General features: G+C 66.1%; 25 protein-coding genes. 17 read left to right on the top strand and 8 right to left on the bottom strand.

Going from position 1 to position 24,188, the window contains the following annotated elements; genetic code table 11:
- Nucleotides 1-738: multicopper oxidase domain-containing protein (locus ACTHQX_RS21220; protein WP_440159215.1), on the bottom strand; the 738-nt coding region annotated here is incomplete at its 3' end.
- Nucleotides 739-952: 214 nt separating this feature from the next.
- Between ACTHQX_RS21220 and ACTHQX_RS21215 the strand changes: the two genes are divergently transcribed.
- The 3 genes from ACTHQX_RS21215 to ACTHQX_RS21205 all read left to right on the top strand — a co-directional run bounded on the left by ACTHQX_RS21215 (nucleotide 953) and on the right by ACTHQX_RS21205 (nucleotide 2,254).
- Nucleotides 953-1,354, top strand: a complete 402-nt coding sequence (locus tag ACTHQX_RS21215; protein ID WP_236804858.1) for a YidH family protein — start codon at nucleotides 953-955, stop codon at nucleotides 1,352-1,354.
- 3 nt (nucleotides 1,355-1,357) lie between these two features.
- On the top strand, nucleotides 1,358-1,711 hold the full coding sequence (locus ACTHQX_RS21210; RefSeq protein ID WP_440159214.1) for a DUF202 domain-containing protein: 354 nt from the start codon (nucleotides 1,358-1,360) through the stop codon (nucleotides 1,709-1,711).
- A 147-nt stretch (nucleotides 1,712-1,858) separates the two neighbouring features.
- Nucleotides 1,859-2,254 carry a response regulator transcription factor gene (locus tag ACTHQX_RS21205; RefSeq protein WP_440159213.1) on the top strand — a complete coding sequence of 132 codons (396 nt, stop codon included), beginning with the start codon at nucleotides 1,859-1,861 and terminating at the stop codon, nucleotides 2,252-2,254.
- Nucleotides 2,255-2,270: 16 nt separating this feature from the next.
- On the opposite strand, the gene ACTHQX_RS21200 is transcribed toward ACTHQX_RS21205, so the two are convergent.
- Entirely contained in the window at nucleotides 2,271-2,423 is a 153-nt protein-coding gene (locus tag ACTHQX_RS21200; RefSeq protein ID WP_236804860.1) for an alpha/beta fold hydrolase, read from the bottom strand.
- 25 nt (nucleotides 2,424-2,448) lie between these two features.
- Complete coding sequence (locus tag ACTHQX_RS21195; RefSeq protein ID WP_440159212.1) at nucleotides 2,449-2,820, bottom strand: alpha/beta fold hydrolase; 372 nt, start codon at nucleotides 2,818-2,820, stop codon at nucleotides 2,449-2,451.
- A gap of 181 nt (nucleotides 2,821-3,001) precedes the next feature.
- Here ACTHQX_RS21195 and ACTHQX_RS21190 point away from each other — a divergent pair, with 181 nt between their 5' ends.
- Nucleotides 3,002-4,429, top strand: a complete 1,428-nt coding sequence (locus ACTHQX_RS21190) for an FAD-binding oxidoreductase (protein ID WP_440159211.1) — start codon at nucleotides 3,002-3,004, stop codon at nucleotides 4,427-4,429.
- 219 nt (nucleotides 4,430-4,648) lie between these two features.
- Nucleotides 4,649-8,152: a chitobiase/beta-hexosaminidase C-terminal domain-containing protein gene (locus tag ACTHQX_RS21185; RefSeq protein ID WP_440159210.1), complete on the top strand. Its 3,504-nt coding sequence runs from the start codon at nucleotides 4,649-4,651 to the stop codon at nucleotides 8,150-8,152.
- 119 nt (nucleotides 8,153-8,271) lie between these two features.
- On the opposite strand, the gene ACTHQX_RS21180 is transcribed toward ACTHQX_RS21185, so the two are convergent.
- Complete coding sequence (locus ACTHQX_RS21180) at nucleotides 8,272-8,946, bottom strand: class I SAM-dependent methyltransferase (protein WP_440159208.1); 675 nt, start codon at nucleotides 8,944-8,946, stop codon at nucleotides 8,272-8,274.
- A gap of 339 nt (nucleotides 8,947-9,285) precedes the next feature.
- Between ACTHQX_RS21180 and ACTHQX_RS21175 the strand changes: the two genes are divergently transcribed.
- The 4 genes from ACTHQX_RS21175 to ACTHQX_RS21160 all read left to right on the top strand — a co-directional run bounded on the left by ACTHQX_RS21175 (nucleotide 9,286) and on the right by ACTHQX_RS21160 (nucleotide 13,270).
- Nucleotides 9,286-9,582, top strand: a complete 297-nt coding sequence (locus tag ACTHQX_RS21175) for a hypothetical protein (protein WP_440159207.1) — start codon at nucleotides 9,286-9,288, stop codon at nucleotides 9,580-9,582.
- Nucleotides 9,583-9,762: 180 nt separating this feature from the next.
- Nucleotides 9,763-11,910, top strand: a complete 2,148-nt coding sequence (locus tag ACTHQX_RS21170; RefSeq protein WP_440159206.1) for a heavy metal translocating P-type ATPase — start codon at nucleotides 9,763-9,765, stop codon at nucleotides 11,908-11,910.
- A gap of 98 nt (nucleotides 11,911-12,008) precedes the next feature.
- Nucleotides 12,009-12,482: a hypothetical protein gene (locus ACTHQX_RS21165; RefSeq protein ID WP_440159204.1), complete on the top strand. Its 474-nt coding sequence runs from the start codon at nucleotides 12,009-12,011 to the stop codon at nucleotides 12,480-12,482.
- A 146-nt stretch (nucleotides 12,483-12,628) separates the two neighbouring features.
- Nucleotides 12,629-13,270: a DUF305 domain-containing protein gene (locus tag ACTHQX_RS21160; RefSeq protein ID WP_440159203.1), complete on the top strand. Its 642-nt coding sequence runs from the start codon at nucleotides 12,629-12,631 to the stop codon at nucleotides 13,268-13,270.
- 171 nt (nucleotides 13,271-13,441) lie between these two features.
- On the opposite strand, the gene ACTHQX_RS21155 is transcribed toward ACTHQX_RS21160, so the two are convergent.
- Entirely contained in the window at nucleotides 13,442-14,242 is an 801-nt protein-coding gene (locus tag ACTHQX_RS21155) for an SDR family NAD(P)-dependent oxidoreductase (RefSeq protein ID WP_440159201.1), read from the bottom strand.
- Nucleotides 14,243-14,345: 103 nt separating this feature from the next.
- On the opposite strand from ACTHQX_RS21155, the gene ACTHQX_RS21150 reads away from it, so the two are divergent.
- The gene (locus tag ACTHQX_RS21150) at nucleotides 14,346-14,861 is read left to right on the top strand and encodes a MarR family winged helix-turn-helix transcriptional regulator (protein ID WP_236804869.1); all 516 of its coding nucleotides are present in this window, start codon (nucleotides 14,346-14,348) and stop codon (nucleotides 14,859-14,861) included.
- Between the two features lie 51 nt (nucleotides 14,862-14,912).
- Here the strand turns inward: ACTHQX_RS21150 and ACTHQX_RS21145 are convergent, their stop codons facing one another.
- Both ACTHQX_RS21145 and ACTHQX_RS21140 read right to left on the bottom strand, forming a co-directional pair.
- Nucleotides 14,913-15,404, bottom strand: coding sequence for a hypothetical protein (locus ACTHQX_RS21145; RefSeq protein ID WP_236804870.1), 492 nt, complete (start codon nucleotides 15,402-15,404; stop codon nucleotides 14,913-14,915).
- A 228-nt stretch (nucleotides 15,405-15,632) separates the two neighbouring features.
- Nucleotides 15,633-16,931, bottom strand: coding sequence for a glycosyltransferase (locus tag ACTHQX_RS21140; RefSeq protein WP_440159200.1), 1,299 nt, complete (start codon nucleotides 16,929-16,931; stop codon nucleotides 15,633-15,635).
- 201 nt (nucleotides 16,932-17,132) lie between these two features.
- Here ACTHQX_RS21140 and ACTHQX_RS21135 point away from each other — a divergent pair, with 201 nt between their 5' ends.
- Entirely contained in the window at nucleotides 17,133-18,038 is a 906-nt protein-coding gene (locus tag ACTHQX_RS21135; protein ID WP_440159199.1) for a trypsin-like serine protease, read from the top strand.
- An 84-nt stretch (nucleotides 18,039-18,122) separates the two neighbouring features.
- Here the strand turns inward: ACTHQX_RS21135 and ACTHQX_RS21130 are convergent, their stop codons facing one another.
- Entirely contained in the window at nucleotides 18,123-18,941 is an 819-nt protein-coding gene (locus tag ACTHQX_RS21130; RefSeq protein ID WP_440159198.1) for an SGNH/GDSL hydrolase family protein, read from the bottom strand.
- A gap of 278 nt (nucleotides 18,942-19,219) precedes the next feature.
- Between ACTHQX_RS21130 and ACTHQX_RS21125 the strand changes: the two genes are divergently transcribed.
- The 6 genes from ACTHQX_RS21125 (at nucleotide 19,220) to ACTHQX_RS21100 (ending at nucleotide 24,031) form a co-directional block, all read left to right on the top strand.
- Complete coding sequence (locus tag ACTHQX_RS21125; RefSeq protein WP_236804874.1) at nucleotides 19,220-20,176, top strand: hypothetical protein; 957 nt, start codon at nucleotides 19,220-19,222, stop codon at nucleotides 20,174-20,176.
- Nucleotides 20,177-20,243: 67 nt separating this feature from the next.
- Nucleotides 20,244-20,714 carry a hypothetical protein gene (locus ACTHQX_RS21120; RefSeq protein WP_440159197.1) on the top strand — a complete coding sequence of 157 codons (471 nt, stop codon included), beginning with the start codon at nucleotides 20,244-20,246 and terminating at the stop codon, nucleotides 20,712-20,714.
- A 453-nt stretch (nucleotides 20,715-21,167) separates the two neighbouring features.
- Nucleotides 21,168-21,506: an ArsR/SmtB family transcription factor gene (locus ACTHQX_RS21115; RefSeq protein WP_440159216.1), complete on the top strand. Its 339-nt coding sequence runs from the start codon at nucleotides 21,168-21,170 to the stop codon at nucleotides 21,504-21,506.
- Nucleotides 21,506-22,483 (top strand): TIGR03086 family metal-binding protein, encoded by a 978-nt coding sequence (locus ACTHQX_RS21110; protein WP_440159196.1) that lies wholly within the window; start codon nucleotides 21,506-21,508, stop codon nucleotides 22,481-22,483. Before ACTHQX_RS21115 ends, ACTHQX_RS21110 begins: the two co-directional genes overlap by 1 nt.
- A 26-nt stretch (nucleotides 22,484-22,509) precedes the next feature.
- On the top strand, nucleotides 22,510-22,947 hold the full coding sequence (locus ACTHQX_RS21105; protein WP_440159195.1) for an SRPBCC family protein: 438 nt from the start codon (nucleotides 22,510-22,512) through the stop codon (nucleotides 22,945-22,947).
- 403 nt (nucleotides 22,948-23,350) lie between these two features.
- Nucleotides 23,351-24,031, top strand: a complete 681-nt coding sequence (locus tag ACTHQX_RS21100) for a haloacid dehalogenase type II (RefSeq protein ID WP_236804879.1) — start codon at nucleotides 23,351-23,353, stop codon at nucleotides 24,029-24,031.
- The last annotated feature ends 157 nt before the right edge of the window (nucleotides 24,032-24,188 follow it).

The raw sequence follows: 24,188 nt of genomic DNA, 5'->3' as shown, positions 1-24,188 counted from the left end.
GGTGACTGCCAGTGACTGGAACCCGGCGAACCCGTTGATGGTGAAGTAGTCCGGCACCGCCGGGGTGGCGAGCGGATTCACGGTCTGGCCCCTCGAGGCGATCCGGGCCCAGTTTGAGTCCACGTCATGGCACAGCCAGAGCCACTGGCGCTCGAACTCCGCAGCGCCCGGGGCAAGCCGCCAGGCGTTGCGCGGATCGATCACCACCAGGGCACCGTAGAGGCCGAGGGTCCGTTCCACCGGCTGGTTGCCCGGATCGGTGTACAGGTAGGTCCCGGGCAAAGGCGCCGGAAACCGCAGCAGCTTCGATGCACCCGGCGCGACCGGACCGGATCCGACGTCGGACCCGCCCCGCCCCGCGCGGTGGAACCGCATCTCATGCGGCTGCGCGAGGTTGTTGTGGACCATGATTTCGATGGTGCTGCCCGTTTCGGCGATCAGCGTGCGGGGCGGGAAGAAGCTGGCCCAGTATCCGCGGCGGGCAAGAAACTGCCGGGTGAACGCCGCGTCCGGCCGCAGCGGCGTGGGCCTTCCCTCCGGCGGCACGGGAGCGCCGAGCGGGTAGGTCCGGCTGGCCACCACCCGTCCGTTCGCCGTAATGACCCGCGGGCCCATCGCCAGCGCCGGGGCCGGGTCATTGACCGCCGTGCGGCGGTCCCCGAAACCGCGGTGGTAGACCAGCGATCCGTCCACCATGGGAACGAAGCCGTCGTTTATGTGGACATCTAGGACTGCCATTGCCGACCTCCTGTGTATTGGAGACCGGGATTCAGTGAGGAACACAGGTCCACGTCGCCCCCATTTGCGAACAGACAGGGCTTCATGTTGCTCGGGGCAACCTAGGGAAAACTTGGGGCGCCCTCGAGCCCGGGCATGTCCTGACATACTTCAGCTGTTACGCGTGCGGGACCAGATTCAGGGGCGACTTAGCGGCAATGGCTAGACTGTGACCGTGCCGTCCACCCCGCCATCGCCGTCCGGCCCCGACCCTCGCAGAGGCCGGTTCGCCGAAAAACTCCTGCCCGGCGGCACCGAGCCTGACCCGCGTTTCACCCTGGCCAATGAGCGGACGTTCCTGGCGTGGATCCGCACGTCCCTGGCCCTTCTCGCCGGAGGCATCGCGGTGGAGGCCTTCACCACCGACGTCTTCCCGGAGCCCGTCCGGCGTGGCCTGTCGGTCCTGCTCCTCCTGCTGGGCATGCTGCTGAGCGCCGGGTCCGCCATTCGCTGGCTCCGGGTGGAGAGCAGCCTGCGCTCGAACCGGCCGTTGCCCCTGCCGCTGATCGGTCCGCTGCTTGCCGCCGGCTGCGCCGTCGCAGCGGCGGTGGTGATCGCCGTCGTCGTTCTTGCCTGAACCATGAACGAAGACCCGGCCACCGCTCCCCCGCCCGACGACGGTCCCCTCCATGGTGATCCGGGACTGCAGCCTGAGCGCACCGCGCTCGCCTGGGGCCGGACCGTCCTGACGCTGATTGCCGCGAGCGCGATCTGCCTCCGCTGGCTTCCGGACCAGGGGCCGTTCGTGCTGGCGATGTTCGGGCTTACCATCGCGGCCGGGAGCGGCATCTACCTGACGCAGCGGCGGCGCTACCGGCGCAGCGTCGAAGGGATCAGGGCGGGGCGCCTGGCGCCTGATGCCGCAGCCGTCTTCTGGACCGCGGGCGCGTGCGTCACGCTTGGAGCGCTCGGCATCTGGCTGGTGCTGTCCTGACCGGGTGAGCCACGTCACGAAAAGCGCATTTTCGAATCCGACAAAATTAATGCTGAAAAAAGACTCGTACGCTTGTACCGTGTGGTGTGGGCGAACTTAGAGCTGGTGCTGGGCCGGTTCAAGGATTCGCCAGACCTGGAGTTGACCATGACCAGCTTGGGAGTGGCAGTCGTTGTCGAGGACGACGCGGATATGCGAAATCTTCTGCGGGCAGTCCTGGAGCAGACGGGATTTACCGTCTACACCGCAGCCAGCGGGCTTGAGGGGGTCGACCTGGTGCGGCACCGTCAGCCCCGCGTTGTTACTGTCGACGTCGGCCTTCCGGATATCGATGGCTTCGACGTCCTGCGGCGCATCCGGCAGTTCAGCTCAGCCCGGGTGGTGATGCTGACGGGCCGCGCCGACGAATCGGATGTCGAGGAAGCGCTGCACCGCGGCGCCGACGAGTACGTCACGAAGCCGTTCCGGCCCAGGGAACTGCGGACCCGCATCGAGGCGCTGGTTGCCGCCGGGACCGCGGGCCCGGTCCACTACGCCGTATAGCTCAACGCGGTATAGCTCACCGGATCGCCTCCTGCCAGAACTCGTCTACGCGCGCATTCCAAACGTCAGGGATCTCCTGGAAGGGCTGGTGGGATTCCTCCGGCATCACCTCGAAGCGCGCACCCTGTATGCGCTGGGCTACGGCCTCGCCCAGTTCCGGCCGGCTCATCGGATCCACCCGCCGGCCAGGAACTTCAGGAAATCCCCGGTGGACTGCTGAGCACCAGGCTGCGCACCAGCTCCGGGTGCCGCAGAGCAAGCTCCTGGGGGATGATGCTGCCGCCGGAGAATCCTGCGACATGCGCTGCGGAGATGCCGAGGCCCCGCAGCACCGCAGCCGCGTCGTCCGCCATCGCCTCGACGGTGGGCTGCCCCTCCGGCATGGCGGTGCGTCCCGCACCCCGGTTGTCGAACGCCGTCAGCCGGTAGCGGTCCGCGAGCCCGTCCAGCTGGAACTGCCAGGACTCCACGGTATCCCCCAGCCCGCCGATCAGCAGGACATCCGGGCCCTCGCCCACCTGCTCGGTCCAGATCTCGAGCTCCCCGGCTTTCACGTACCGCCCCATTGCGGCCCTCCTGTCTCGGGCAATCCACCCGTAATCTACTCTCCTGCGGGTGGGGCGCCTAGGTTATTTCCGTTGTCCGGTGCTGCGGGCGAATCTATACTGTGGACACCGCGAGACTGTGGACACCGCGAGCGGTTCCGGTGCCCTGGCGGCCGGACTCTATCCCCGGACGGTGAGACCGATGAACACAATTCACCAGGCGGAGCAAGGCCCAACGGACGGCGCCCTGCAGGAGCTGCGCAGGCACCTGGCGGGGCAGGTGATCGAACCGCAGGATCCGTTGTACGACGAGGCGCGGGCGGTCTGGAACGGCATGATCGACCTGCGTCCGCGGGCCGTCATCCGGGCGGGGGCCATCGGAGACATCGATCCCGTCCTGCGCACGGCCCGCAGCACCGGCCTGCCGCTTGCCGTCCGCGGAGGCGGGCACAACATTGCCGGGCACGGGACGGTCGACGGCGGCCTGGTGCTGGATCTGGGCCAGTTACGCAACGTGGAGGTCGACGCCGAACGCCGGCTCGTGACCGTGGAGCCCGGGGCCACCCTGGCAGACGTGGACCGGGCCACCGCCGCGCACGGACTGGCCGTGCCGCTCGGGGTGGTCAGCGCCACCGGCGTTTCGGGACTGACCCTTGGCGGAGGGGTGGGCTGGCTGACCCGGTCCAACGGGCTGAGCCTGGACAACCTGGACAGCGCCGACGTCGTCACCGCCACCGGGGAGCACCTGCACGCCAGCGAACGGCAAAACCCCGAGCTGTTCTGGGGATTGCGCGGCGGGGGCGGCAACTTCGGGGTGGTCTCATCCTTCACCTTCCGCGCCCGGCCGCTGCCGGCTGCCGTGCTGGGTGGAAACCTCTTTTACCGCCCCACCCGCTGGAAGAGCGCGCTGAGCGCCTTCGACCGGTGGACGCAGGACCTGCCGGAGGAGATGAACCCGATCATCTCCTTCCTGGTGCTCCCGCCCGACTTCGAAATGGGCGAGGAGCCGTGGATGATCATCGGCCTCGCCTGGACTTCGGAGAACCACCAGCCCGGTCTCGAGCTGATTGCGCAGCTCCGCGAGGCCGCGCCCCCGGACGCGGAGGAAGTGGGGCCAGCCACCTGGGTGAAGTGGCAGACTGCCATGGACAGCCTCTTTCCCACGGGCTCCCGTGGGTATTGGAAGAACGTCTCATTCTCCCGGATGGATGATGTGGCCACCGACGTTCTGGCCGGTTTCGCTTCTGAGGTGACATGGTCCGGAACCGGGATCGACATCCACCACATGCAAGGGGCCTTCGGGCGCGTGCCGGAGGACGCTACAGCGTTTCCGAACCGCTCGGCTAAGTACTGGCTGAACATCTACGGCTTCTGGCAGGACGCCGCGGAGGACGCACGGCTGAGCGCGTTCGCCCGGAAGGCCCACGCCCTCATGCAGCCGTTCGGCGAGCACGGCCAGTACGTCAACTTCCTCGGGGCAGAAATCGGGCAAGACCCCATCGAGGCCGCCCGCCAGGCCTACGGGCCGGACACCTATGACCGGCTGGTGGAGCTGAAGAACCGCTTCGACCCCGACAACCTTTTCCGCCTCAACCACAACATCGTGCCGACTTCCGCGCAGGAGGCCTGAGCCGGGGCGTTCGACACCTGGTTCATGACCCCCCAAATGGGTGGAGTGCCACGTAGTTGGGCAGCAGGGCCTAGGAAAATCCCAATGTCCCTTTAGCAAAGTGAGCGCGGGGGCTCAATTGCACATGTTTTTCCACTGCCCCCGCCAGCACATATGCCAACAGGGGGGCACAACATGAGAGTTGAGCATCAAGACAAAAGCATGCGGTCTAAAAACCGCATGGCACGACGCCGCCGCGCACTGGGGGCGGCAGTTGTAGGCGCCGTCATGCTGTCAGGGCTGAGCGCCCTGCCGCCGGCCGTCGCCGCACTGCCGGCTGGCGGTTCGGGACTGTCGCAGGCGGCGATGGCGGGAATTCTGCCGGCGGCCCTACCCGCGGGTCCCGCTGGCGTGGGCCCGCTCGACCCGGCCAACGGCTATCCGTACTGGTACGCAGACGGCGGAGATGAAGCCAAGGGGCTGGACCCCGTTCGGCTGGAACTGTGTATTGATGCCCAGGACTGCCCGGTTATCGGCATCGACTACGATCCAACCCAGCCGCTGGCAATTCCCGGGAACTTTCCGGAAGAATCCTTCTGGTGGTCTGGCGAAACATCGCTGACAATGCCAGGCGGGGAATCCGCGCGGCTGATTATGGCCCAGGAAGCGGCTTTCTCCGGCGTCGGGGAAGTGGCCCAGGGACAGCAGAACGGATTTGCCCGGCTGCGGCTGCGGCTGGACGACGGCGTACCGGGCAAGCGGTACACCTTCACCCACCCGTACGGGGTCGAGGTCCTGACCGCTGATGACAGAGGCCGGATCCGCTACACGGAGGACATCGGATGCATGCAGCAACCATGTACCTGGGACGAGCCCTCGAACGGACGCCTCGGCCCCTTCCTGCGCTGGGACCCGGCCGTGGCACCGGCGGCACCAGAAGGGTTCATCGGTGATCCGAACGTCGAGCACAAGGTCGTGGGAAGCCCTAACAACACGGACTACTTCCAGGTCTCGGTCCCGGCTGACGCGGCCGGCAGCGCCGGGAGTGCGCGGACGGATCTTTTCGCCGTGCAGGGCAAAATCGCCACGCTGAAAGCCGGGGTGGACAAGCCCGGGGGCGTCTATAACTCCAAGCAGACGGTCAGGATCCAGGCGTCCCTGCCGGACAAGGCGAAGATCATCTACACGACGGACGGCACCGATCCGGGCTTCAACGAAGACGGCACCGTCAACGGCACGGAGTTCGTTCCTGCCGCGGGCGACCTGGCCGCGGCAGCCGCCGTCGAGCTGGCCACACCGGGCCTGACAACCCTGAAGTACATGGCAGTGGACCCCGAGAACAACGAGAAGGCCACCGCCGTCTACACCGAAGAATACGAACTCGACGCTACCCGGCCCTGGCTCGAGGCCAGTCCGGACGCGGCCGCAGGTCCCCTTGCCGGGCCGCAGACGGTAACCTTCACGGGGACCACGAACGACCCGTCCGTCGCGCCGGACATCTACTACACGACGGACGGTACGGCCCCGGGCCTGACGGAGGAAGGCGAACCTGCTGGCTCCACCCGTGAGTACACCGGTCCAATGCCTCTGGCCATGTCCACCACCGTCCGGGCAGTCGCCATCGACCCGGCCACCGGCACCGCGGGCGAGGTACGTTCGTTCCCGTTCAAGGTCCGCAACCTCTCGGAGGTCGGCCCGCTTGGCGAGCACGGTTTCCCCCTGTGGCTGAAGGACAACGGCTGGGAAGGCCAGGACCCGGTCCAGTTGGACCTGTGCCTGGATGACCCGCTGTGCCCGGTGGTGGATGTCCTGCCCGACCCGGCGCAGCCGTCATCCTTTCCGGACAACTTCCCCGGCGAGGCGTTCTGGTTCTCGTCCGACGCGGAAATAACGGTGGGCGCCGAGGACATCCGGCTGACTCTGGCCTCAGAGGCGGCCTTCGGTGCGGACGCCGTACAGGACAAGGCGCAGATCGGCTTCGGCCGGGTCCGCGTCACCGGTGACGCCGCCTTCGAACCCGGCGCCACCTACCGGTTCACGCACCCGTACGGCGTCGTGGAACTGACCGCGGACATCGACGGCAACATCAGCTACACCGAAGACCTGGGCGCCCTGAACGCCACCGGCGACTTCTCCGGGATGCTGGAGACCAAGATCGGGCCGTTCCTTCGCTGGACCGAAGGTGCGCCTGAAGGCTACCTCGGCGACGGCGCCACGCCGCACGCCGTGACCGGCAGCCCGTACGACACCAATTTCTTCAAGATCGAGAAGATTGTTTCGGCCGGGGGCGACGTCCTGGACAACCCGGAGGTCCTCGGCGAGACCGACCAGTTCGTGGTCCAGGGCCGGAAGACCGGTGCGACCGCACCCGTGACTCCCGCCCCCACGGCAACCACGGCCGGCGGCGTGTTCGCCACCGACCAGCTCGTGGCGCTGACGGCCACTCCGGGGAACGCGCAAATCTTCTTCACCACCGACGGCACGGACCCGACGACGGCCAGCACGCTGTACACGGGACCGATTCCCATCACCACTGAGGGCCCTACCACTCTGAAGTTCATCGCGGTGGCCTTTGGAATCGCCTCCGAAGTGACGACGGAGACGTTCACCGTGGACAAGACGGCACCGGTTCTCACCGCCAACGTTGAGGGTAGCGAGGTCCCGGCGGATACGGCAGTAACACTGTCGGCCAATGAGACCGCGTCCATCTTCTTCACCACGGATGGCACGGAGCCCACAGCCGACAGCACCCGCTACTCGGCACCGGTGCAACTCGCAGCTGGCCAGACCCTGCGGGCCCTCGCGATCGATGCCGCCGGCAATGCCAGCGGCGTCGGCAGCTGGACCGCTGCCGCAGGAACCGGTGGCGGCGAAACGCCCGGCGGAGAAACGCCGGGCGGTGAGACGCCGGGCGGCGAAACGCCGGGCGGCGAGACGCCAGGCGGTGAGACGCCAGGTGGTGAGACGCCAGGCACCTCAAACGGGGACTCCATCCGCCGCGACTTTACGGGCGATTCAAAGGCCGACTTCCTCGCAACTGACGCCTCCGGCAAGATGTGGCTGTCCGTAGGCGACGGCAAGGGGGGCTTCGCACCCCGGAAGCACGTCGCGTCCGGCTGGAACATCATGACCAGCGTGGCCAGCGCCGGTGACAACGACGGCGACGGCAAGACGGACCTGGTGGCCCGCGACAAGGCCGGCAAGCTATGGCACTACGTGGGCAACGGCACCGGCCGGTTCGCTGCCAGGAAACTCATCGGATCGGGCTGGAACATCATGACCAGCATCGTGGCTGCCGGAGACTTTAGCGGCGACGGAAAGGCGGATGTGGTGGCCCGCGACAAGGCCGGCACCCTGTGGCTCTACCCCGGCAACGGCAAGGGCAACTACCCGACGAGGAAGAAGATCGGCGGCGGCTGGAACATCATGAACGCCATCGCCGGTGCCGGTGACGCCAACGGCGACGGCAAGGCGGACCTGGTGGCCCGCGACAAGGCCGGCACCCTGTGGTTCTACCCCGGAGACGGCAATGGCCGCCACGCGGCGAGGACGAGGATCGGCGGAGGCTGGAACATCATGAACGCCATCGCCGGTGCCGGCGACGCCAACGGCGACGGCAAGGCCGACGTGATCGCCCGGGACACGGCCGGCACCTTGTGGCTCTACCCGGGCAGGGGCGACGGACAACTCCAGCTCAGGAAGAAGATCGGCGGAGGCTGGAACATTATGAAGAACATCTTCTGATCCCTTCCTAACCACCCAGATCCGAACAAGCACAGCGGCCCCCTGCCGGTTATCCGGCAGGGGGCCGCTGTGCGCCGCGATGCGTGGGCCGTCGGACTGCTTTACGCGACCGCGGGCGGTCAGCCACGCGGTCCCGGGCTGGTGGCATGGCCGAGGATGTGCGCCACGGGCGGGGTCAGAGACTGGACGGCGAAGCCGAACCGCTGGTTGTCCCGGATGGTGAACCCGGCCGCGGTGATGGCGCCAAGGGTGTCCCGGTTGGGGTGGCACCCTCCGGCCAGGCGCTGCCATGCCGGCGTCAGCAGATCCTCGACGGCGGCCAGGACAAGGCGGTCAGAGCGGACGTGTTCGTAGTAGGCCAGGGTGCCGCCGGGGCGCAGGACGCTCCGGATTTCGGCGAGGACGGCCGCCGGGTCCGCAACGCTGCACAGCACAAGGCTGGCGACGACGGCATCCGCACTGCCGTCGTCGGCCGGGATCCGCTCGGCTGCCGCCGGTACCACCGTCACTTTGACGGGGGCGGTCTCGGCACGGTTCAGGGCGAGGCTTCTGAGATAGTCGTCGGGCTCCAGCGCTAAAACGTGTGTGACTGCCGGCGGGTAGAGCGCAAAGGCGGATCCGTCCCCCGCGCCGATCTCGATTACCGTCCCGTGCAGGCCGGCCAGCATCCGGCGGCGGTGTTCCGTGGCCCCGCGGCGGTTCATTTCCTCGACGGCGCGCGCATAGGCGCGGGCGAACCGCGGGTGCTGCAGGTGCTTCAGTCCGCCGGCGCCGGTCAGGTCCGCGTTGTCCATTGCGTTGACTCCTCGCGCTGTCTCTGGGCTTCGAGCTTTTCGGCGTCATACGACCTGAGGCCGTGCTTCACCCCTAGGCGGATGATCCAGTACAGCATCGTGGCGATGAGTATCGCCGGCACCGCGAACATAAGCACGGCTGCCACAATTCCAAGCATGTTTCCCCCTGTGAGCATCTGATGCTTCGCACAGCTTCTCACGGGAAGCGGTCGCTCCGCGTCCGGACGGGAGCCGGGCGGCCTGCATTTGCCGCCGGTTCCTACTGCAGCCGGACAGCCAACGTGAGAGCGTATGAAGAACAAGGCACAGGTTGCGGACTTGCATCGCGAAGGGGCACAGGTGACGGACAACGACGGCCGCGAACAGATCATCAGCGACTACAGACGCGCCTGCGCAACACTGGGCGACACGTTGGCGGCCGCCCGCGATGAGGATCTGCGACGGCGGAGCTCGGGAACCCGCTGGACCAACGAAGAACTCCTCTTCCACATGGTCTTCGGCTACATGGTGGTCCTGGCCCTCCTCCCCCTGGTGAGAATCTTGGGCCACCTGCCTCCCCCGCCCGGGAAAGCGTTCGCCCGTCTCCTGAACGCCAGCACACGGCTCTCCACTTCGACTTCCATGCCAAACAACTGAGCCTGCCTCTTGTCGAGGAGCAGCCGCCCCAGAACAACAGCCAAACCGACCCTTGACGCATATACCCCCTGGGGGTATATTTTTCATGTTGTCAGTGAAGTGGTATGTCCAGGGGCCTCCCTCCCCGTCACAGCCGTTCAACCCCAGCGCACCCATCCGTCTTCATGGAATTGAACTGACATGCATGAACCGAATAAGCCCCTTGGCCTGCCGTTGACCCCCTTAGCTCCGAAGGCAACGGCTGAACACGCGGAACACGGCGCACCGGACGTTCCGGTACCAGCCGCAACACGAGCAAGCGCGGGTCACGACACCCACGACGACCACATGGTCCACACCCAGGGCCAGCATGCCGGGCACAGCACGGCGATGTTCAAGAACCGGTTCTGGCTGACACTGGCGCTGGCGGTTCCGGTGGTGTACTTCAGCCCGATGTTCGCCCACCTCCTCGGCTACATGCCGCCCGAATTCCCCGGGACGGCGTGGATCCCGCCCGTTCTGGGCACGGCCATCTTCGTCTACGGCGGGATGCCCTTCCTGATGGGCGGGCTGAAGGAGATGAAGGCCCGGCAGCCCGGGATGATGCTACTGATCGGGATGGCCATCAGCGTTGCCTTCGTTGCCTCCTGGGTGACGAGCCTGGGCATCGGGGGCTTCGATCTGGACTTCTGGTGGGAGCTGGCCCTGCTGGTGGCCATCATGCTGCTGGGCCATTGGATCGAAATGCGCGCCCTGGGCTCGGCGCAGGGCGCCCTGGATGCCTTGGCGGCACTGCTTCCCGACGTGGCCGAACGCATTACCGAGGTGGGCACCGAAACCGTCAGCGTCGCCGAGCTCCGCGCCGGTGACCTGGTCCTGGTCCGCTCCGGCGCCAGGATGCCCGCCGACGGCACCGTGACCGACGGTACCGCCGAATTCGACGAATCAATGATCACCGGCGAGTCGAAGACCTTAACCCGTTCCGCCGGTGACCCTGTTGTCGCCGGGACGGTCGCAACGGACAACACAGTACGGGTCCGGGTCACCGCCGTCGGGGACGATACCGCACTGGCCGGCATTCAGCGCCTGGTCGCCGAGGCCCAGGCCTCCTCGTCCCGGGCACAGGCCCTGGCCGACCGCGCCGCGGCCTTCCTGTTCTACTTCGCCGCCGCCGCCGGAATCATCACCTTCATCACTTGGACACTCCTGGGCAGCGTTCCCGATGCCGTGACCCGCACCGTCACCGTGCTGGTGATCGCCTGCCCCCATGCCCTGGGCCTGGCCATTCCCCTGGTCATCGCCATCTCCACCGAGCAGGCCGCCCGCGCCGGGGTGCTGATCAAGAACCGAATGGCCCTGGAGCGGATGCGGACCATCGACGTCGTCCTGTTCGACAAGACCGGTACCCTGACCAAAGGCGAACCCGAGCTCAAGGACGCAAGCGCGGTGGAAGGTACGAGCCGGGACGAACTCCTGGCACTGGCGGCAGCTGTCGAGTCCGACAGCGAACACCCCGTTGCCCAGGCGATCGTCCGCGCAGCACAGCATCAGGGACTCCGGATTCCCCGTGCCACCGGCTTCACGTCCATGACGGGCCGAGGTGTCCGCGCAACCGTTGAGGGCAGGACGCTGGCGGTGGGCGGACCGGCACTGCTTCGGGAATCCGGAACCACCGAGCCGGCGAAGCTGGCAGTCTCCACGCGGGGCTGGATGGACCGCGGCGCCTCCGTGCTGCACGTCATCGACGGCGACCGGATTCTCGGTGCGGTGAGCGTGGAGGACGCCGTCCGTGACGAATCGCGCCAGGCCGTGGCCGCCCTGCAGAGCCGTGGCATCAGGGTGGCCATGGTCACCGGCGACGCCCGGCAGGTCGCCCAGTCCGTGGCCGCCGAGCTGGACATTGACGAGGTCTTCGCCGAAGTCCTGCCCGCCGACAAGGATAAGAAGGTCGCCGAGCTCCAGGCCCGCGGGCTGAAGGTCGCCATGGTGGGGGACGGCGTGAACGACTCACCGGCACTGGCCCGCGCCGAGGTCGGCATCGCAATCGGTGCCGGCACCGACGTCGCAATGGAATCCGCAGGGGTGGTGCTGGCCGGCAACGATCCGCGGGCGGTCCTGTCCATGGTGGACCTGTCCCGGGCCAGCTACCGGAAGATGTGGCAGAACCTGGTCTGGGCCACCGGCTACAACCTGCTCGCCGTGCCGCTGGCCGCCGGGGTCCTGGCCTTCGCCGGTGTCGTCCTGTCCCCCGCCGCCGGAGCCGTGCTGATGTCAGCCTCCACGATTGTCGTCGCCCTGAACGCCCAGCTGCTGCGACGGGTGAAACTGAATCCGTCCCGAGTTCGTTGAACCCAGGAACATTGTGCGTCAGCAAGGGGCTCCCGCAGGACAGGGCCGCTAGTCTTAAAAATGACCCCGGAATCCGCCGCGGAAGGAGGAACGACGTCATGCCCGCACCCCTAAAGCGCCTCATGAGGGCGTTCCTTTGGGCCGGCGAACTGACCGCGGTCCTGGCGGTTGTCGCCGGCATTCTGGGCATGCATGTGATCACCGGCAACCATTCGATACACTCCATGACGGCCATGAGCGCGCGGGCACCTGGGGCACTGCTGGCACTCCATACGGAGGGGCCAGCTGAAAGCCACCCCCACCCGGCGTCCGGCTTGCACGCAGTTCAGGAAGCCGCTGGCCACGGCATGGGTTCCGTGGACCGGTGCTGCGGCAGCTGCTGTACCGGCATCCAGACCATGACCGTATCCTGCACGCCGTCAGCGAAGAGCGGTTCCCTGGCCGCCCCGCTGCCAGGAACCAGCGTGTTCGGCGCCGTCCCCGGCACGACCGCGCCCGGATCCGCGGCCGGCAGCTATTCCTATCTTCCCGGAGGTCCTTCACCGGGGGCTCTCTGCATCAGCCGGACGTAAAAAGCAGGCGGCAAAAGGAACCCCGCCGGAGCCTCTCTTCGGCACCAGCCGCGGGCCTGCCCACAGAGGCCCTTCGGCCTATCCATGCGCACGCGCCTCCCTTCTGGAGACGCACCCAGACGATTTTTTTGAAGGACCTGATTTTCATGACCAAGAAGTTTCTGACCCTCTCCGCCACTGCCCTCGCCGCGACCCTTGCCCTGACCGGATGCTCCACCGGAACAGGGCCCGGCTCCACCGGCGCCACAACAACCGGCACCGAAAGCGGCTCTAGCTCTGCGCCGGCCAGCAGCTCCGCCGCTGCCACCGCTGGGCACAACGCCGCCGACGTCATGTTCGCCCAGATGATGATCCCCCACCACGCCCAGGCGGTGAAGATGAGCGACATGATGCTGGCCAAGCAGGACATCCCCGCAGAAGTGGCCGCCCTGGCCACCAAGATCAAGGCCGCCCAAGGACCGGAAATCGAAACGATGACCGGGTGGCTCACCGGCTGGAACGAACCCACAAAAGCGCCCACCGGGCACGACATGTCCACTCACGGCACCGGCGGCATGGCCGGGATGATGAGCGACTCGGACATGAAGAAACTCGACGCCGCCCAAGGTAACGAGGCGGCAAAGCTCTTCCTGACACAGATGATCGGTCACCACCAGGGCGCCGTCATGATGGCCAAAACCGAAACTGCCGGCGGGAAGAACCCCGACGCCGTAAGCCTCAGCAAGGCCATCGTCACCGCGCAGGAGGCCGAAATCCAGGAAATGCAGGCGCTGCTGGCCAAGCTCTGAACTGTCCCTGTCTGACTCTTGGCCGGCATCGGAACGTCCGGTGCTGGCCAACGTCAGGCTGCTTGCGGGTCTGCGCGGTCACTCAGGCGGTCCCGGGCTGGTGACGTGGCCTCGCGTTGACTCCTCGCGCTGTCTCTGAGCTTCGAGCTTTTCCTCAGTCTCTCACGGGCTTCAGAGCATCGAGGTGAGCACGCCTCCATCGGCACGCACGGCAGTCCCGTTTGTCGCGGATGACAGTGGACTTGCAAGGAAGACCGCCAGGTTCGCGATTTCTTCAGGCTCTATGAACCGCCCAAGGAGCGAGGTCTGATTTCCGCCGATGATGGCCGCTTTGAGCTCACTTGCCGTGAGCTGCTGCGTCTCGGCGATTTGCTCGATTGTTTCGGCCACACCGTCTGAATAGGTAGGTCCGCCGAGGATCGTGTTTACCGTAACGCCAGTACCACGGGTGAGTTTGGCAAGACCGTTGCTCAAGGCGAGCAGTCCCGCCTTGGTGACGCCGTAGTGCGTCATGTCGGCAGGGATGTTCACTCCAGACTCGCTGCCGATGAAAATGATCCGGCCCCATCCAGCGTCGATCATCTTGGGAAGGATTGCACGCGACAGCCGCACACCACTCATGACGTTGACGTCGAAGTAGCGCCCCCAGTCATCATCAGAAATTTCCCCGAAGGGTTTCACTTCGAAGAGTCCGACATTGTTCACGAGGATGTCGATGCCATCGAGCGAACCCACCAGATGCTGTACCTCGGCGGGCTCGCGGAAGTCAGCAGCAATGCCTGCGACGATCGCGCCGGGCACCTCTGACCTCAGTTTCCGCACCGCACTCTCGACCCGACTCTCAACGCGCCCGTTGATAATGACAGACACTCCCTCTCGGAGAAGCGCCTTCGCAATGGAGTAGCCAATGCCCTTGGTGGAGCCACTGACGAAGGCCCGCTTGGTCGCTAACTGCATTTCCATGATCTGCATACCTCACCTATTACTTGCCTGGGAAACAAAACACTAGGGGCAAATGCTTGCCCAAGCAACTGAATGAGCGGCGAAGCCCGTCTGGATCTCGTACTCTGGTCGTATGACTAATACCCGCCCTCCGGACGTTCTTGATGGGGATGACCTTGAGACCTGGGCGGGACTGGCTACGGTTCTGGAGTGGTTGCCGCCCGCGCTCGATGCGCCGTTGGTGCACGGTTTTGACCTCACGCACTTCGAGTACGGCATCTTGTTCGCATTGGCTGGCACACCTGACCGGACACTTCGCATGAGTGATCTGGCCGGCTTCGCCAACAGCTCGCTCTCACGACTGTCCCGCGCGGTGTCACGGCTGCAGAGCCGAGGCTGGGTTCAGCGCTCCCAGGACCCCAAAGACGGCAGATCCACCCGGGCAAGTCTGACCGACGCCGGCCTCGAGGTGCTCGATGAGGCAACTCCGGGTCATGTCGACACCGTCAGAAGGTTGGTCCTCGACCCGCTAACAGCTGCCCAAAGACGCCAGCTGCGTGACATCACCTTGCGCATCCAACAGGCAATCAGAACACAGGAGGGATGGCGACCACCGCGAAGTGTCCGCTCTTCCGAAGCATCGGACTAGGGCTGCGGCATCGCCTGGCGAGACTTACCGTGCCACAACACGGGGGACAACTCAGGACGACAATACTTCGCTAGCGGAATCTGCGAACTTTTGGCGTAGTTCGACAATCTTCGGCCGTCCGAGACGGTCTACGCGCTCATAGAGCGCCTGGAGCTGAGCACTCGATTGGTCGTAGCTTCTTAACATCAGATACCTCTCGTACAGCTCTTGCGTAAGCGCACTGGCAGCCTCTTTAAGTTTCTTCGGGGAGAAGAACTCCATGCCCCACGCCGAATTAACGAACTGCCTATTTGTCGTTTCCAAGCTGTTCAGGTAGGTATTTACGTCGTAGACCGTCGGTTGGGACAGCGCGTTGAGGTAATCCAGTTGTGCGTCCTCAAACAACCTGGAATCCGTCAGGTATTGCTTGTAAGCGACTACGCGCTGATCCCTTGTAAATTGATCCCGAGCTCGTTTGTTTTCTTCCTCAATGCTTCGCTCGCTTGACTGTTGGGCCCTGTTCGCTGAATTTTCGCTGGCTTGGAAAGCCATCTGGGCGGTCACTAGAGAGAAACCTCCGCTGACCACAGACCCAGCCAGAACCCCGGCCAAACCCCATACGGCGGGGTTACGCACTCCCCTCGACTTCGTGCCCCCCGGCGCCCCTGAGTCGAGCGATTGTTCGCTTGAACTCATAGGAAAAAGGATAATGCCGAGAGGAACTGACCGGAACAGGGTAATCGCCTATTTACGCCCGCCTGCCCGCAGCAGCCCGCGAACCACACGGGTTGTCTAGGCGTCTGGCTGGCGCTGTTCCGGCTCGCCCACCCGCAGCATCGCTTCCATCTGGTCGATCAGCCCGTCCACGCCGGGGGAAGCCGCAATCGCCGCCCCGATCCGCTGGCTTCCGGCCCGGTACCGGCCGTCCCCCAGAACCTTCCGCACGGCGTCGCGGATGGCCTCCGGCTTCGGCCGGCCCGTCTTGAGGTTAATTCCGACGCCGGCCCAGGCCACCCGGGCGGCACCCTCGGGTTTGTCCTCCGTGTCCCCCGCCACCACGATGGGCACCCCGTTTTCCATCGCGTAGTGGAGTCCGCCGTAGCCGCCGTTCGTGACGTAGACGTCCACCTTAGGCAGGAGCTCAGCGTCCGGGAGGAACTCGGTGGCGCAGGCATTGGCTGGGAGCGGCGGCAGCGCGTCGAGCGGGCGGCGGCCAGTGCTGACGACGACGGTCACGTCCTCCCCGGCAAGCCCCTCCAGCGTGGGACCGGCCAGGGCCGTGAAGTCCTCGTTGGAGACGGTCCCCTGCGTCACGTAAACCACGGGCCGGGAGCCATCGAGCTCGCCCCACCAGCCCGGCTTCGGCGTCACGGAGGCGGAGGCGGCATGCCGGGACATCGGGCCGAAAAAGCGCAGGTTGCCCGGCGCATCCGAGCGCGGATACTCGAATTCCTCCACCGTGAACTGGGCGACGAGTTCGGTCCGGCGGGCCCAGTCCAGAATGAACAGCCCGTCCAGCCCCACGCCCACCAGCTCGCGGGTCAGGGCGTCCACCCGCCGCTGGCTGTCCTTCAGCACCACATTGGAGACCAGCCAGTTCATTGCCTGGTTCCTCAGGCGGGCACCCGGCCCCTTGCCCGGCGCCAGCCCGGAGCCGTAGGGGGCGCAGTCCCGGCTGGACAGCGTCAAGGGCAGGATGCCGCAGGCGATGATAGGTGGCCGCTTGTTCCGCGGAAGCCTGGACAGCGTGGCGGCGCCCACGAAGGTGACCTCCGCCAGGACCGCGTCCGTCGGCTCGGCCGCGACCGCCGCTGCCAGCGGCAGGTACTGGCCGCGGGCAGGCTCAATCACCAGCCCCTGGATGCCCTCGCGGATCGCCTGGACGCCGGTGGCCGCGCTGGATTCGGTCGCGTATTCGGCGCCCGGTCCCAGCGGGAGGAACTCAGCCCCGATGGCCTTTACTGCATCCTCATACGCGGGGCCGGTGAGAAACCGCACCCGGTGGCCGCGGTCAATCAGGCGGCGTGCCACTCCGAGCATGGGCGAAACGTGGCCGTCGTGGGGGCCGCTGCAAACGATGACTGATGACATGGCTGGAGCCTATGGCCTGCGGCACCCGGAAAATAGCCCTAGCCGAGTTCGCCGGCGCCGGTCCTGCACGCGCCGCGGTACCCGCCCCCGGGTGGTACCTTAAGTCACCGCCACATTCGGCGGTGACTACACTGTTTGGCGCCTGCCGCGTGCTCCGACGTGCGCTGCCGGCTGTCCGTGCATGAGGAAGCTGGGGCTTGTATGCGCATTTGGAAGAAACTACGCGCCCGCGGCGGTGCCGCCGTCGTGCTGGCCGCTGCTACGGTGCTGGCCCTGACCACGGCCGTCCCGGCCGGCGCGGTCACCGGTGACTACGCCAAGGACACCGAGCACCCCTTCGTGGGGCTGGTTGTCTTCTACGGTCCCAACGGCGAGTTCCACCACAGGTGTTCGGGCTCCCTGCTGACGCCCACCGTGTTCCTAACAGCAGGCCACTGCACCGCCGGTGTTTCCGCGGCGCGGGTCTACTTCCAGCAGGACGCTGGCGTGGACTGGAGCCCTGAGACGGGAACGGATCCGGACACCGGCTACCCGGGCCTCTGCGCCGAGGGAACGCGGGGAAGCCAGTGCGCTGAGTCGGAGGAACTGCACAACTACGGCTACACCAGCATGGCCGAGGTACCGGAAACCAAGGACGTCGGCCTGGTGATCCTGGAGCAGCCCATCGCGCTCGAAGAATACGCGCACCTCGCGGCACCGGAGACCCTGGACACGCTGGCCACCAGGCGCGGGCAGCAGGAAACAACCTTCACCGTGAGCGGCTACGGAATCTCGGAGGTCAACCCCGTTTCCGACACCTCATTCCGCGAACGGCTCATGGCCACGTCCAAGCTGACGAACCTCACCAGCGCGAGCGCCGACGGCTACAACGTCCAGACCAACGGCAACGGGAAGGGCCTCGGCGGCACCTGCACCGCCGACTCTGGCGGGCCGCTGTTCTACGGCACGGCGGCGTCCAACACCATCGCCGGCATCACCTCGTTCAACCACAGCCGCTACTGCAAGGGAACGAACTTTTCCTACCGCACAGACCGGCGGGACGTGATCGACTGGATCACCGCCACAGCGGGCGACGCGGGCGCGGATATCGTCGTCGGGACGCCGTAGGCCGGGCCGTCGGACGGGCACGACGGCGGCCGGCCAGCCGCCGCCGTCGTACGCTCACCCATGCGTCCGCCCGGTTTCCGGGCGCTACGCCAGGAACTCAGCCACGGCCTTCACCGCAACGGTCCGCACAGCATAAACCGGGGCGAACACCGGCCGCTTCGGCAGCAGGGGCGCGGGCGCCGGATGGTCGTGGACACCCGGCAGGGGAATGCGCGGCGGCGTGATGCGCTGCCAAGCCCACGGCAGGAAGTAGGTGCGGGCCCAGGCCAGGTCCCCGGCCCTGGCATCGCGCCAATTGCTGTGCGGCAGGGCCTTTGGCTCCAGCGGTTGCAGCGAATGCTGCACCTCCAGGGTGTCCAGCACATGCATGGCGATGGTGTGGTGGCCCAGCGGCGAGAAGTGCAGCCGGTCCGGGTCCCACATCCGCGGATCCCTGAGACCGGGCAGCGTCCACAGGTCCACCAGCAGACAGTCATGCGCGGCAGCGACGATCCGGATGTTCTCGTTGAAGATGGCTATCCGGGAGCGGCTGCGCCCCAGGATGGGCGTGCGCCGCCAGTCCGGCCCGGCGAACAGCATAATGGTGGCACCGGTGTCACTCAGCCGTTCAACTCCGGCTTCCAGCTTGGCCGCCAGCTTGTCCGGGTCGGTGCGGTGGAACACCATGTCGTTCCCGCCGGCCGACAGCGTGATCAGATCAGGCTTCAGCTCCATTGCCGGTTCCGTCTGCTGGTCAAGAATCTGGTCCAAAAGCAGGCCGCGGATGGCCAGATTGGCGTAGGCAAAGTCTTTCCGCTCCGCACTGAGCTCCTCTGCCACCCGGTCCGCCCAACCCCGGAGCCCTCCGGCGCAGCGTTCCTCGGGATCGCCGACGCCCTCGGTAAACGAATCTCCGATTGCCACATACCGGCTCCAGGGGTGTGGGGCCGTTGCGTCCGCAGCGACGTTCCGGGGTCCAAAGTTGCCGATGTTTTTCATCGCCTCGTCCTCTCCCTTACGCCCCTGGCGCGGTACGCCTGTGGCGTTATCCAAGGAACGCTTGAACCCTCCGGGAAATTCCGAAAAACATCACCCGTTTGTGAACTTTTTCCAGAAGATAACTTAATCCATTCGGTGTACTATCTAGCTGCCCGCTCTGTTTGCGTGCGCCCCCCGACCACCCATGCACGCAAGGAGCCGCAGTGAGTCTGCCCGATGAACTGACCGACCATGGACTTCCCCCTCACCAGGCGAAGCGGACTCCGGCCAAGGACGCCGCACTGGGGTCGCTGCTCGGAATCCTGGCTGGACTGCTGGGTTTGGCACCCTGGCTGATCACCGGGGCACGGCTCCCGCTCCAGAACTTGTGGGGCGCCGAGGTCCTTCCGGATCAGATGCCGGTCTCGCTGCTGCCGCTGAGCCAATACAAACTCACTACCCTGGTGGCCCTCCTCACCGCGGGCGGTGCGGTGGCCGGACTCGCCCTGCGCATCTGGCAGCCCGCCCAGCGGCGTCTGGTGGCGTGGTGCGCCGCATCCGGCGTCCTTGCGGTACAGATCACGGCGGCCGCACAGTCATTCATGGTGCTCGACGGCGGCCTGACGGGCGGGACGCTGGCGAGGATTTACTTCGCCGGCCTGCTGGCGGGCACTGTCGCGTCGATCACTGCGGGCCTCGTGGCGTTCCTGCTCTTCCGTTCGAATCCACGTGCCCTGGCTGCGCTCGGCGCCGGGCTGGTGGCGGTGCCGTTCACGTCATGGGCTGTGCTGTGGCTTGTCGGCTTTGTTGGGCAGACCAACCTCCCCGCCGCGGTGCCGTCGGCGGCGCGCTGGGTCCCGGCGCTCATCGTCGGCTGCGCCCTGGCGTGGTGCGGCCTTCGTCCTGCGCGGCGGGGTGTCGTCTGGCTCGCAGACCTGGCGCTGTTGTGGGTGGTTCCAGCCCTGTTCACCTCTGTCAGCTACGTCCTCGGCACGCGCGTCGCGGCGGGCGACCTGCAGGAGATGCTGCTGATGAGCAGGCAGATTCTGGCCGCCACACTTGGACCCGCAGGCGGGGCACTTCCCACAGTCCTGCTGGCCCTGGCCATCGCAACGGCGGGGCTGGGCATCCGGTCTGTTGCCGCCCGCCGTGCCGGTGATCCGGTTGGCTCCGCCCCATAGGCCATCGGCTCCCCCGATGCTAGATTCAAGGCACCTGCGCCCCTCTGACGTGCAAGGAGCTTCCAATATGCTGATCGGCGGCCTTCCGGCCCACATTCTCCTGGTCCACGGCGTCGTCGTCTTCGGGCCGCTCGCCGGCCTAGGCGCCGTCATCTACGGTCTGGCTGGCCGGACCCGCCGATATCTCGCGTGGCCGCTGGGCGTGCTGGCACTGATCCTTGCCCCGATGGCGCTCATCACCGCGCAGGCCGGTGAGCAGCTGGAGGAGACCCGGGGCGCCACCGACGCCATCCAGGCCCATGCCCAGCAGGGCGACATCCTGAAGATCGCCGCCGTCGTCTTCTTCTTTGTAGTCGTGCTGATGCTCGCCGCCACCTTCGCGCCCTTGGCCGAGCGGGTCCCGGCGCTGGCCGGGCTCCAGCGCTCCCGTCCCGCCCGCATCGCGGCCCTTACGCTGGGCGTGCTCGCCGGGCTCTTTGTCATCTACCAGAGCGTGATCGCCGGGGACTCCGGCTCATTCTCGGTGTGGGGCGGGTAGTTCCCGGCTTACCTGGCCCCTGTGCTGGCCGCCCCTGGGCTGGCCATGCCGGGAGAAGCGTCACGTTCGGCGACCGTCCAAGCGGGTCCCCAAGGTAGCCCCAGCTTTCCCCAAGGGAGGCGGGACAGAGTTGTCTCACTAGCAGAGGCCGGCTATCGCGGGGCAAATGATGGCAGGTTTAGGCGCCGGGCCCGCAATGTCCCCCATGCATTCCGGGCCCGGCGGAAAGGCTCCTTCGTCCGCGCCATTGCTGCAGGCATTCCTTGGGTTTCAGGCGCCTGCCCAGCGGCGGACAGTGCTGTTGGTCAGGCTGATTAGCACGGCCGCCTACCAGCAGGCCTTCCAGATGCTTGCCTTTTCCGCTTGCCACGGCTCCGTACCCGGACGGGCGCTAGCGTTCTGGTGCCCGTTTACAAGAGAGTCGGGGACGACCGCTTGCACAATACGTTAGCGATGACTAACGTATTTATTGTGCCTGATCTTCTGGAAGTTGCCGCGGAGCCAAACAGGCGGGCACTCCTTCGGCTCCTTGCGGTGGGAGAGCGGACGGTGACGGAGCTGTCCGGACATTTCTCGGTCAGCCGGTCGGCTATTTCCCAGCATCTGTTGCTGCTGTCCGAAGTGGGGCTGGTATCGGCCCGGAAGGACGGCAGGAACAGGTACTACAGCCTGGACGCAGCAGGAATGGTCCGGCTGCGCGAAGAATTTGACGCTTTCTGGACCAATGAACTGGATCTGCTGGTGGCTGACGCCAGCCGGCTCCGCCCACCAACATCGCAAGGGAAAATCTGATGTCATTTAACAAAACTGTCTTCCTTCCGGTCGATCCGGATGCGGCCTTCGCACTCATCACAGAGCCCGAGAGGCTCCGCCGCTGGAAAACCGTGGCGGCCAGGGTCGACCTCCGCGTCGGTGGAGACTACCGCTGGACCATCACTCCGGGCCATGCCGCAAGAGGCACCTTCACGGAAATCGAGCCCGGAAAACGCATCGTCTACACGTGGGGCTGGGAAGGTGACGACCAGTTGCCGCCGGGCGCCTCTACCGTGACCGTGAACCTAGAAGCAGTCGACGGCGGAACGACCGTCCAACTGATCCACGAAGGGCTGACAGCGGAGCAGGAAACTGGCCATGCTGAGGGCTGGAACCACTTCCTGGGGCGCCTGGTACTTTTGGCCACGAGCGGCGATGCCGGCCCCGACGAGTGGTCGGCAGCCCCGGACCCCATCGACGAACTCGCCAGCGCCGAAGCCTCCCTCGCCGTGGCCCAACGCGTCCTGCAGGGACTCAAGGACTCGGACATGGACGCCCGCACACCCTGCGAGGACTTCACCGTTGACGGTCTGCTGGGCCATCTCTTCGGCTCGATTGCATCGATCGGCAAGGCTCTTGGCACTACCGTTCCTGCCCGGCCGACGGCGTCGCCAGAAGTCCGGATCGCCGAGGCCTCGCAGATCACTCTGGAAGCGTTCCGTGTCCGCGGCCTGGAAGGAAGCCTGGACATGGGCTTCGCGGAGCTCCCCGCGACGCTGGTCGCAAACATCCTGAACCTGGAACTGCTGGTGCACGCCTGGGACTTTGCCAAGGCCACCGGGCAAGAACTCGCGGTCTCGCCGGTCCTCTCGGACTACGTGCTGGGCCTCGCCCGGAACACCATCAGTCCCCAGATGCGGGGGGCCAGCTTCGCCGAAGAGACGCTGGTCGATGAGTCGGCGGCGAGCATGGAGCGTCTCGTCGCATTCACCGGCCGCGAGGTGGCCGGCATCTGATGCTCCGCCGGCAGAAGGAAAAGACAATGGTTGACGTACTGACAGAGATTGTCATCCACCGGCCGCGCGAGGTTGTCGCCAGCTATGCTTCGGACCCTGAGAACGCTCCCGAGTGGTATACCAACATCAAGGCGGTCAATTGGGAATCCGCGCCGCCACTGAGGGTCGGATCCCGGCTGGCTTTCCGGGCTCACTTCCTGGGCCGGAGCCTGGACTACGTGTACGAATTCACCGAGCTGGACCCGGGCAAGAGGCTGGTCATGCAGACAGCGCAGGGCCCGTTCCCCATGCAGACCACCTACACCTGGGCGGACGCTGACCACTCCTCTACCCGCATGGCACTGCGCAACACCGGCAAGCCCGCTGGATTCTCCGCGGTAATGAAGCTCGTCATGGCACCGACGATGCGCCGCGCGATGCAGAAAGACCTCGCCAAGCTGAAACAGATCCTGGAGGCTGCCTGACCACCGTGCGTACGCGCACGACACGGCCGGCCTCGAGGAATCCCTGCCCGGTTTGATTCACACCGGCGGGGAAGGCGGAAGCCGGTGCGCCACGCCTTATGAATCGGCTACTCGATCGTGAAAGCAGAAAGCCTCGCGGGGGCCAAGGCACTGGCCGACGGCCATCCATTCCTGTCCGACGGCAACGGAAAGTTCACCCTGGAGATCTTCGAGCTCGGCGAAATGTAGTCTCACGCCGAACTACCCCGCCGTCCGGGTCGACCTATGCCCTGCCATGACAGCGGTGATTTCCAGAACGTGACCGTCCTGGGCGACGGAGAATACGGCGCTGCCCTGGCGCAGTTCTGTCCGGGAAGGCGGCAGACTTGCACTGGAGACGTACACGCGACCACAAGGAGAATCAATGAGCACCGCCATCTCTGTCATTGTCTTTGATGTGAACGAAACCCTGTCGGATATGTCGCCCATGGGGGAACGCTTCAGGGAAATCGGAGCGCCAGCTGACCTGGCCAAACTCTGGTTCGCTACGCTGCTGCGTGACGGCTTCGCACTGACGGCCAGCGGAGACAACGGATCCTTCGCCGCCATCGGAGCCGACGCGCTCCGGGGACTTCTGACCGGGGTGGAGCTTAACCGCCCTCTCGACGGGGCGGTCGAGCATGTCATGGGCGGCATGAACGGCCTCGGGGTACATCCGGATGTTCCCGAGGGGATCAGCGCCCTGGGGGCTGCAGGGTTCCGGCTGATTACACTCACCAACGGCTCAACCCAGATCGCAGAGAAGCTGTTCAAGGCCGCAGGGATCCGGGAGGTGTTTGAGTCGCTGCTTTCGGTCGAAGACGCGCCCGCCTGGAAGCCTGCCCGGGCCTCCTACGAATACGCCGCCGCCGCCTCCGGGGCTGATCCGGCCGGCATGCTGCTGGTCGCCGTGCATCCGTGGGACATCCACGGCGCCACCCGTGCCGGGCTCCGGACAGCGTGGCTGAACAGGACCGGGGGTAGCTACCCGGACTACTTTGAAGCTCCTGAATTCATAGTCACAGCCCTGACCGAGCTTCCCGCGGCCCTGGCAGCAGCGCACTGACGAGGACCGGGCCCCCGCCCGACGGAAGCAGGAAGTACGGTACCCGTCCGACGCCGTGGCCGACGTCGGTCCCGTAAAGCACCAGCCGCACAGCGAGCAGCACCTGTCCAAGCGTTCGGTATCACGGAGTGAGGTCGCGGCGCCGGAACAGGTAGGC

Source organism: Arthrobacter sp. SAFR-023 (assembly GCF_051965295.1).
Classification (GTDB): Bacteria; Actinomycetota; Actinomycetes; order Actinomycetales; family Micrococcaceae; genus Arthrobacter.
Note: the sequence above shows the minus strand (reverse complement) of the source record. Positions and strands in the feature narration are given on the sequence as shown.

Excerpts from the sequence above, each read along its gene's own strand:
- ACTHQX_RS21210 (WP_440159214.1), top strand. The coding sequence starts at position 1,358 with ATGAACGAAGACCCGGCCACCGCTCCCCCGCCCGACGACGGTCCCCTC.
- ACTHQX_RS21205 (WP_440159213.1), top strand. The coding sequence starts at position 1,859 with ATGACCAGCTTGGGAGTGGCAGTCGTTGTCGAGGACGACGCGGATATG.
- ACTHQX_RS21200 (WP_236804860.1), bottom strand. The coding sequence starts at position 2,423 with ATGAGCCGGCCGGAACTGGGCGAGGCCGTAGCCCAGCGCATACAGGGT.
- ACTHQX_RS21195 (WP_440159212.1), bottom strand. The coding sequence starts at position 2,820 with ATGGGGCGGTACGTGAAAGCCGGGGAGCTCGAGATCTGGACCGAGCAG.
- ACTHQX_RS21190 (WP_440159211.1), top strand. The coding sequence starts at position 3,002 with ATGAACACAATTCACCAGGCGGAGCAAGGCCCAACGGACGGCGCCCTG.
- ACTHQX_RS21185 (WP_440159210.1), top strand. The coding sequence starts at position 4,649 with ATGGCACGACGCCGCCGCGCACTGGGGGCGGCAGTTGTAGGCGCCGTC.
- ACTHQX_RS21180 (WP_440159208.1), bottom strand. The coding sequence starts at position 8,946 with ATGGACAACGCGGACCTGACCGGCGCCGGCGGACTGAAGCACCTGCAG.
- ACTHQX_RS21170 (WP_440159206.1), top strand. The coding sequence starts at position 9,763 with ATGCATGAACCGAATAAGCCCCTTGGCCTGCCGTTGACCCCCTTAGCT.
- ACTHQX_RS21165 (WP_440159204.1), top strand. The coding sequence starts at position 12,009 with ATGCCCGCACCCCTAAAGCGCCTCATGAGGGCGTTCCTTTGGGCCGGC.
- ACTHQX_RS21160 (WP_440159203.1), top strand. The coding sequence starts at position 12,629 with ATGACCAAGAAGTTTCTGACCCTCTCCGCCACTGCCCTCGCCGCGACC.
- ACTHQX_RS21155 (WP_440159201.1), bottom strand. The coding sequence starts at position 14,242 with ATGCAGATCATGGAAATGCAGTTAGCGACCAAGCGGGCCTTCGTCAGT.
- ACTHQX_RS21150 (WP_236804869.1), top strand. The coding sequence starts at position 14,346 with ATGACTAATACCCGCCCTCCGGACGTTCTTGATGGGGATGACCTTGAG.
- ACTHQX_RS21140 (WP_440159200.1), bottom strand. The coding sequence starts at position 16,931 with ATGTCATCAGTCATCGTTTGCAGCGGCCCCCACGACGGCCACGTTTCG.
- ACTHQX_RS21135 (WP_440159199.1), top strand. The coding sequence starts at position 17,133 with ATGCGCATTTGGAAGAAACTACGCGCCCGCGGCGGTGCCGCCGTCGTG.
- ACTHQX_RS21120 (WP_440159197.1), top strand. The coding sequence starts at position 20,244 with ATGCTGATCGGCGGCCTTCCGGCCCACATTCTCCTGGTCCACGGCGTC.
- ACTHQX_RS21115 (WP_440159216.1), top strand. The coding sequence starts at position 21,168 with ATGACTAACGTATTTATTGTGCCTGATCTTCTGGAAGTTGCCGCGGAG.
- ACTHQX_RS21110 (WP_440159196.1), top strand. The coding sequence starts at position 21,506 with ATGTCATTTAACAAAACTGTCTTCCTTCCGGTCGATCCGGATGCGGCC.
- ACTHQX_RS21105 (WP_440159195.1), top strand. The coding sequence starts at position 22,510 with ATGGTTGACGTACTGACAGAGATTGTCATCCACCGGCCGCGCGAGGTT.
- ACTHQX_RS21100 (WP_236804879.1), top strand. The coding sequence starts at position 23,351 with ATGAGCACCGCCATCTCTGTCATTGTCTTTGATGTGAACGAAACCCTG.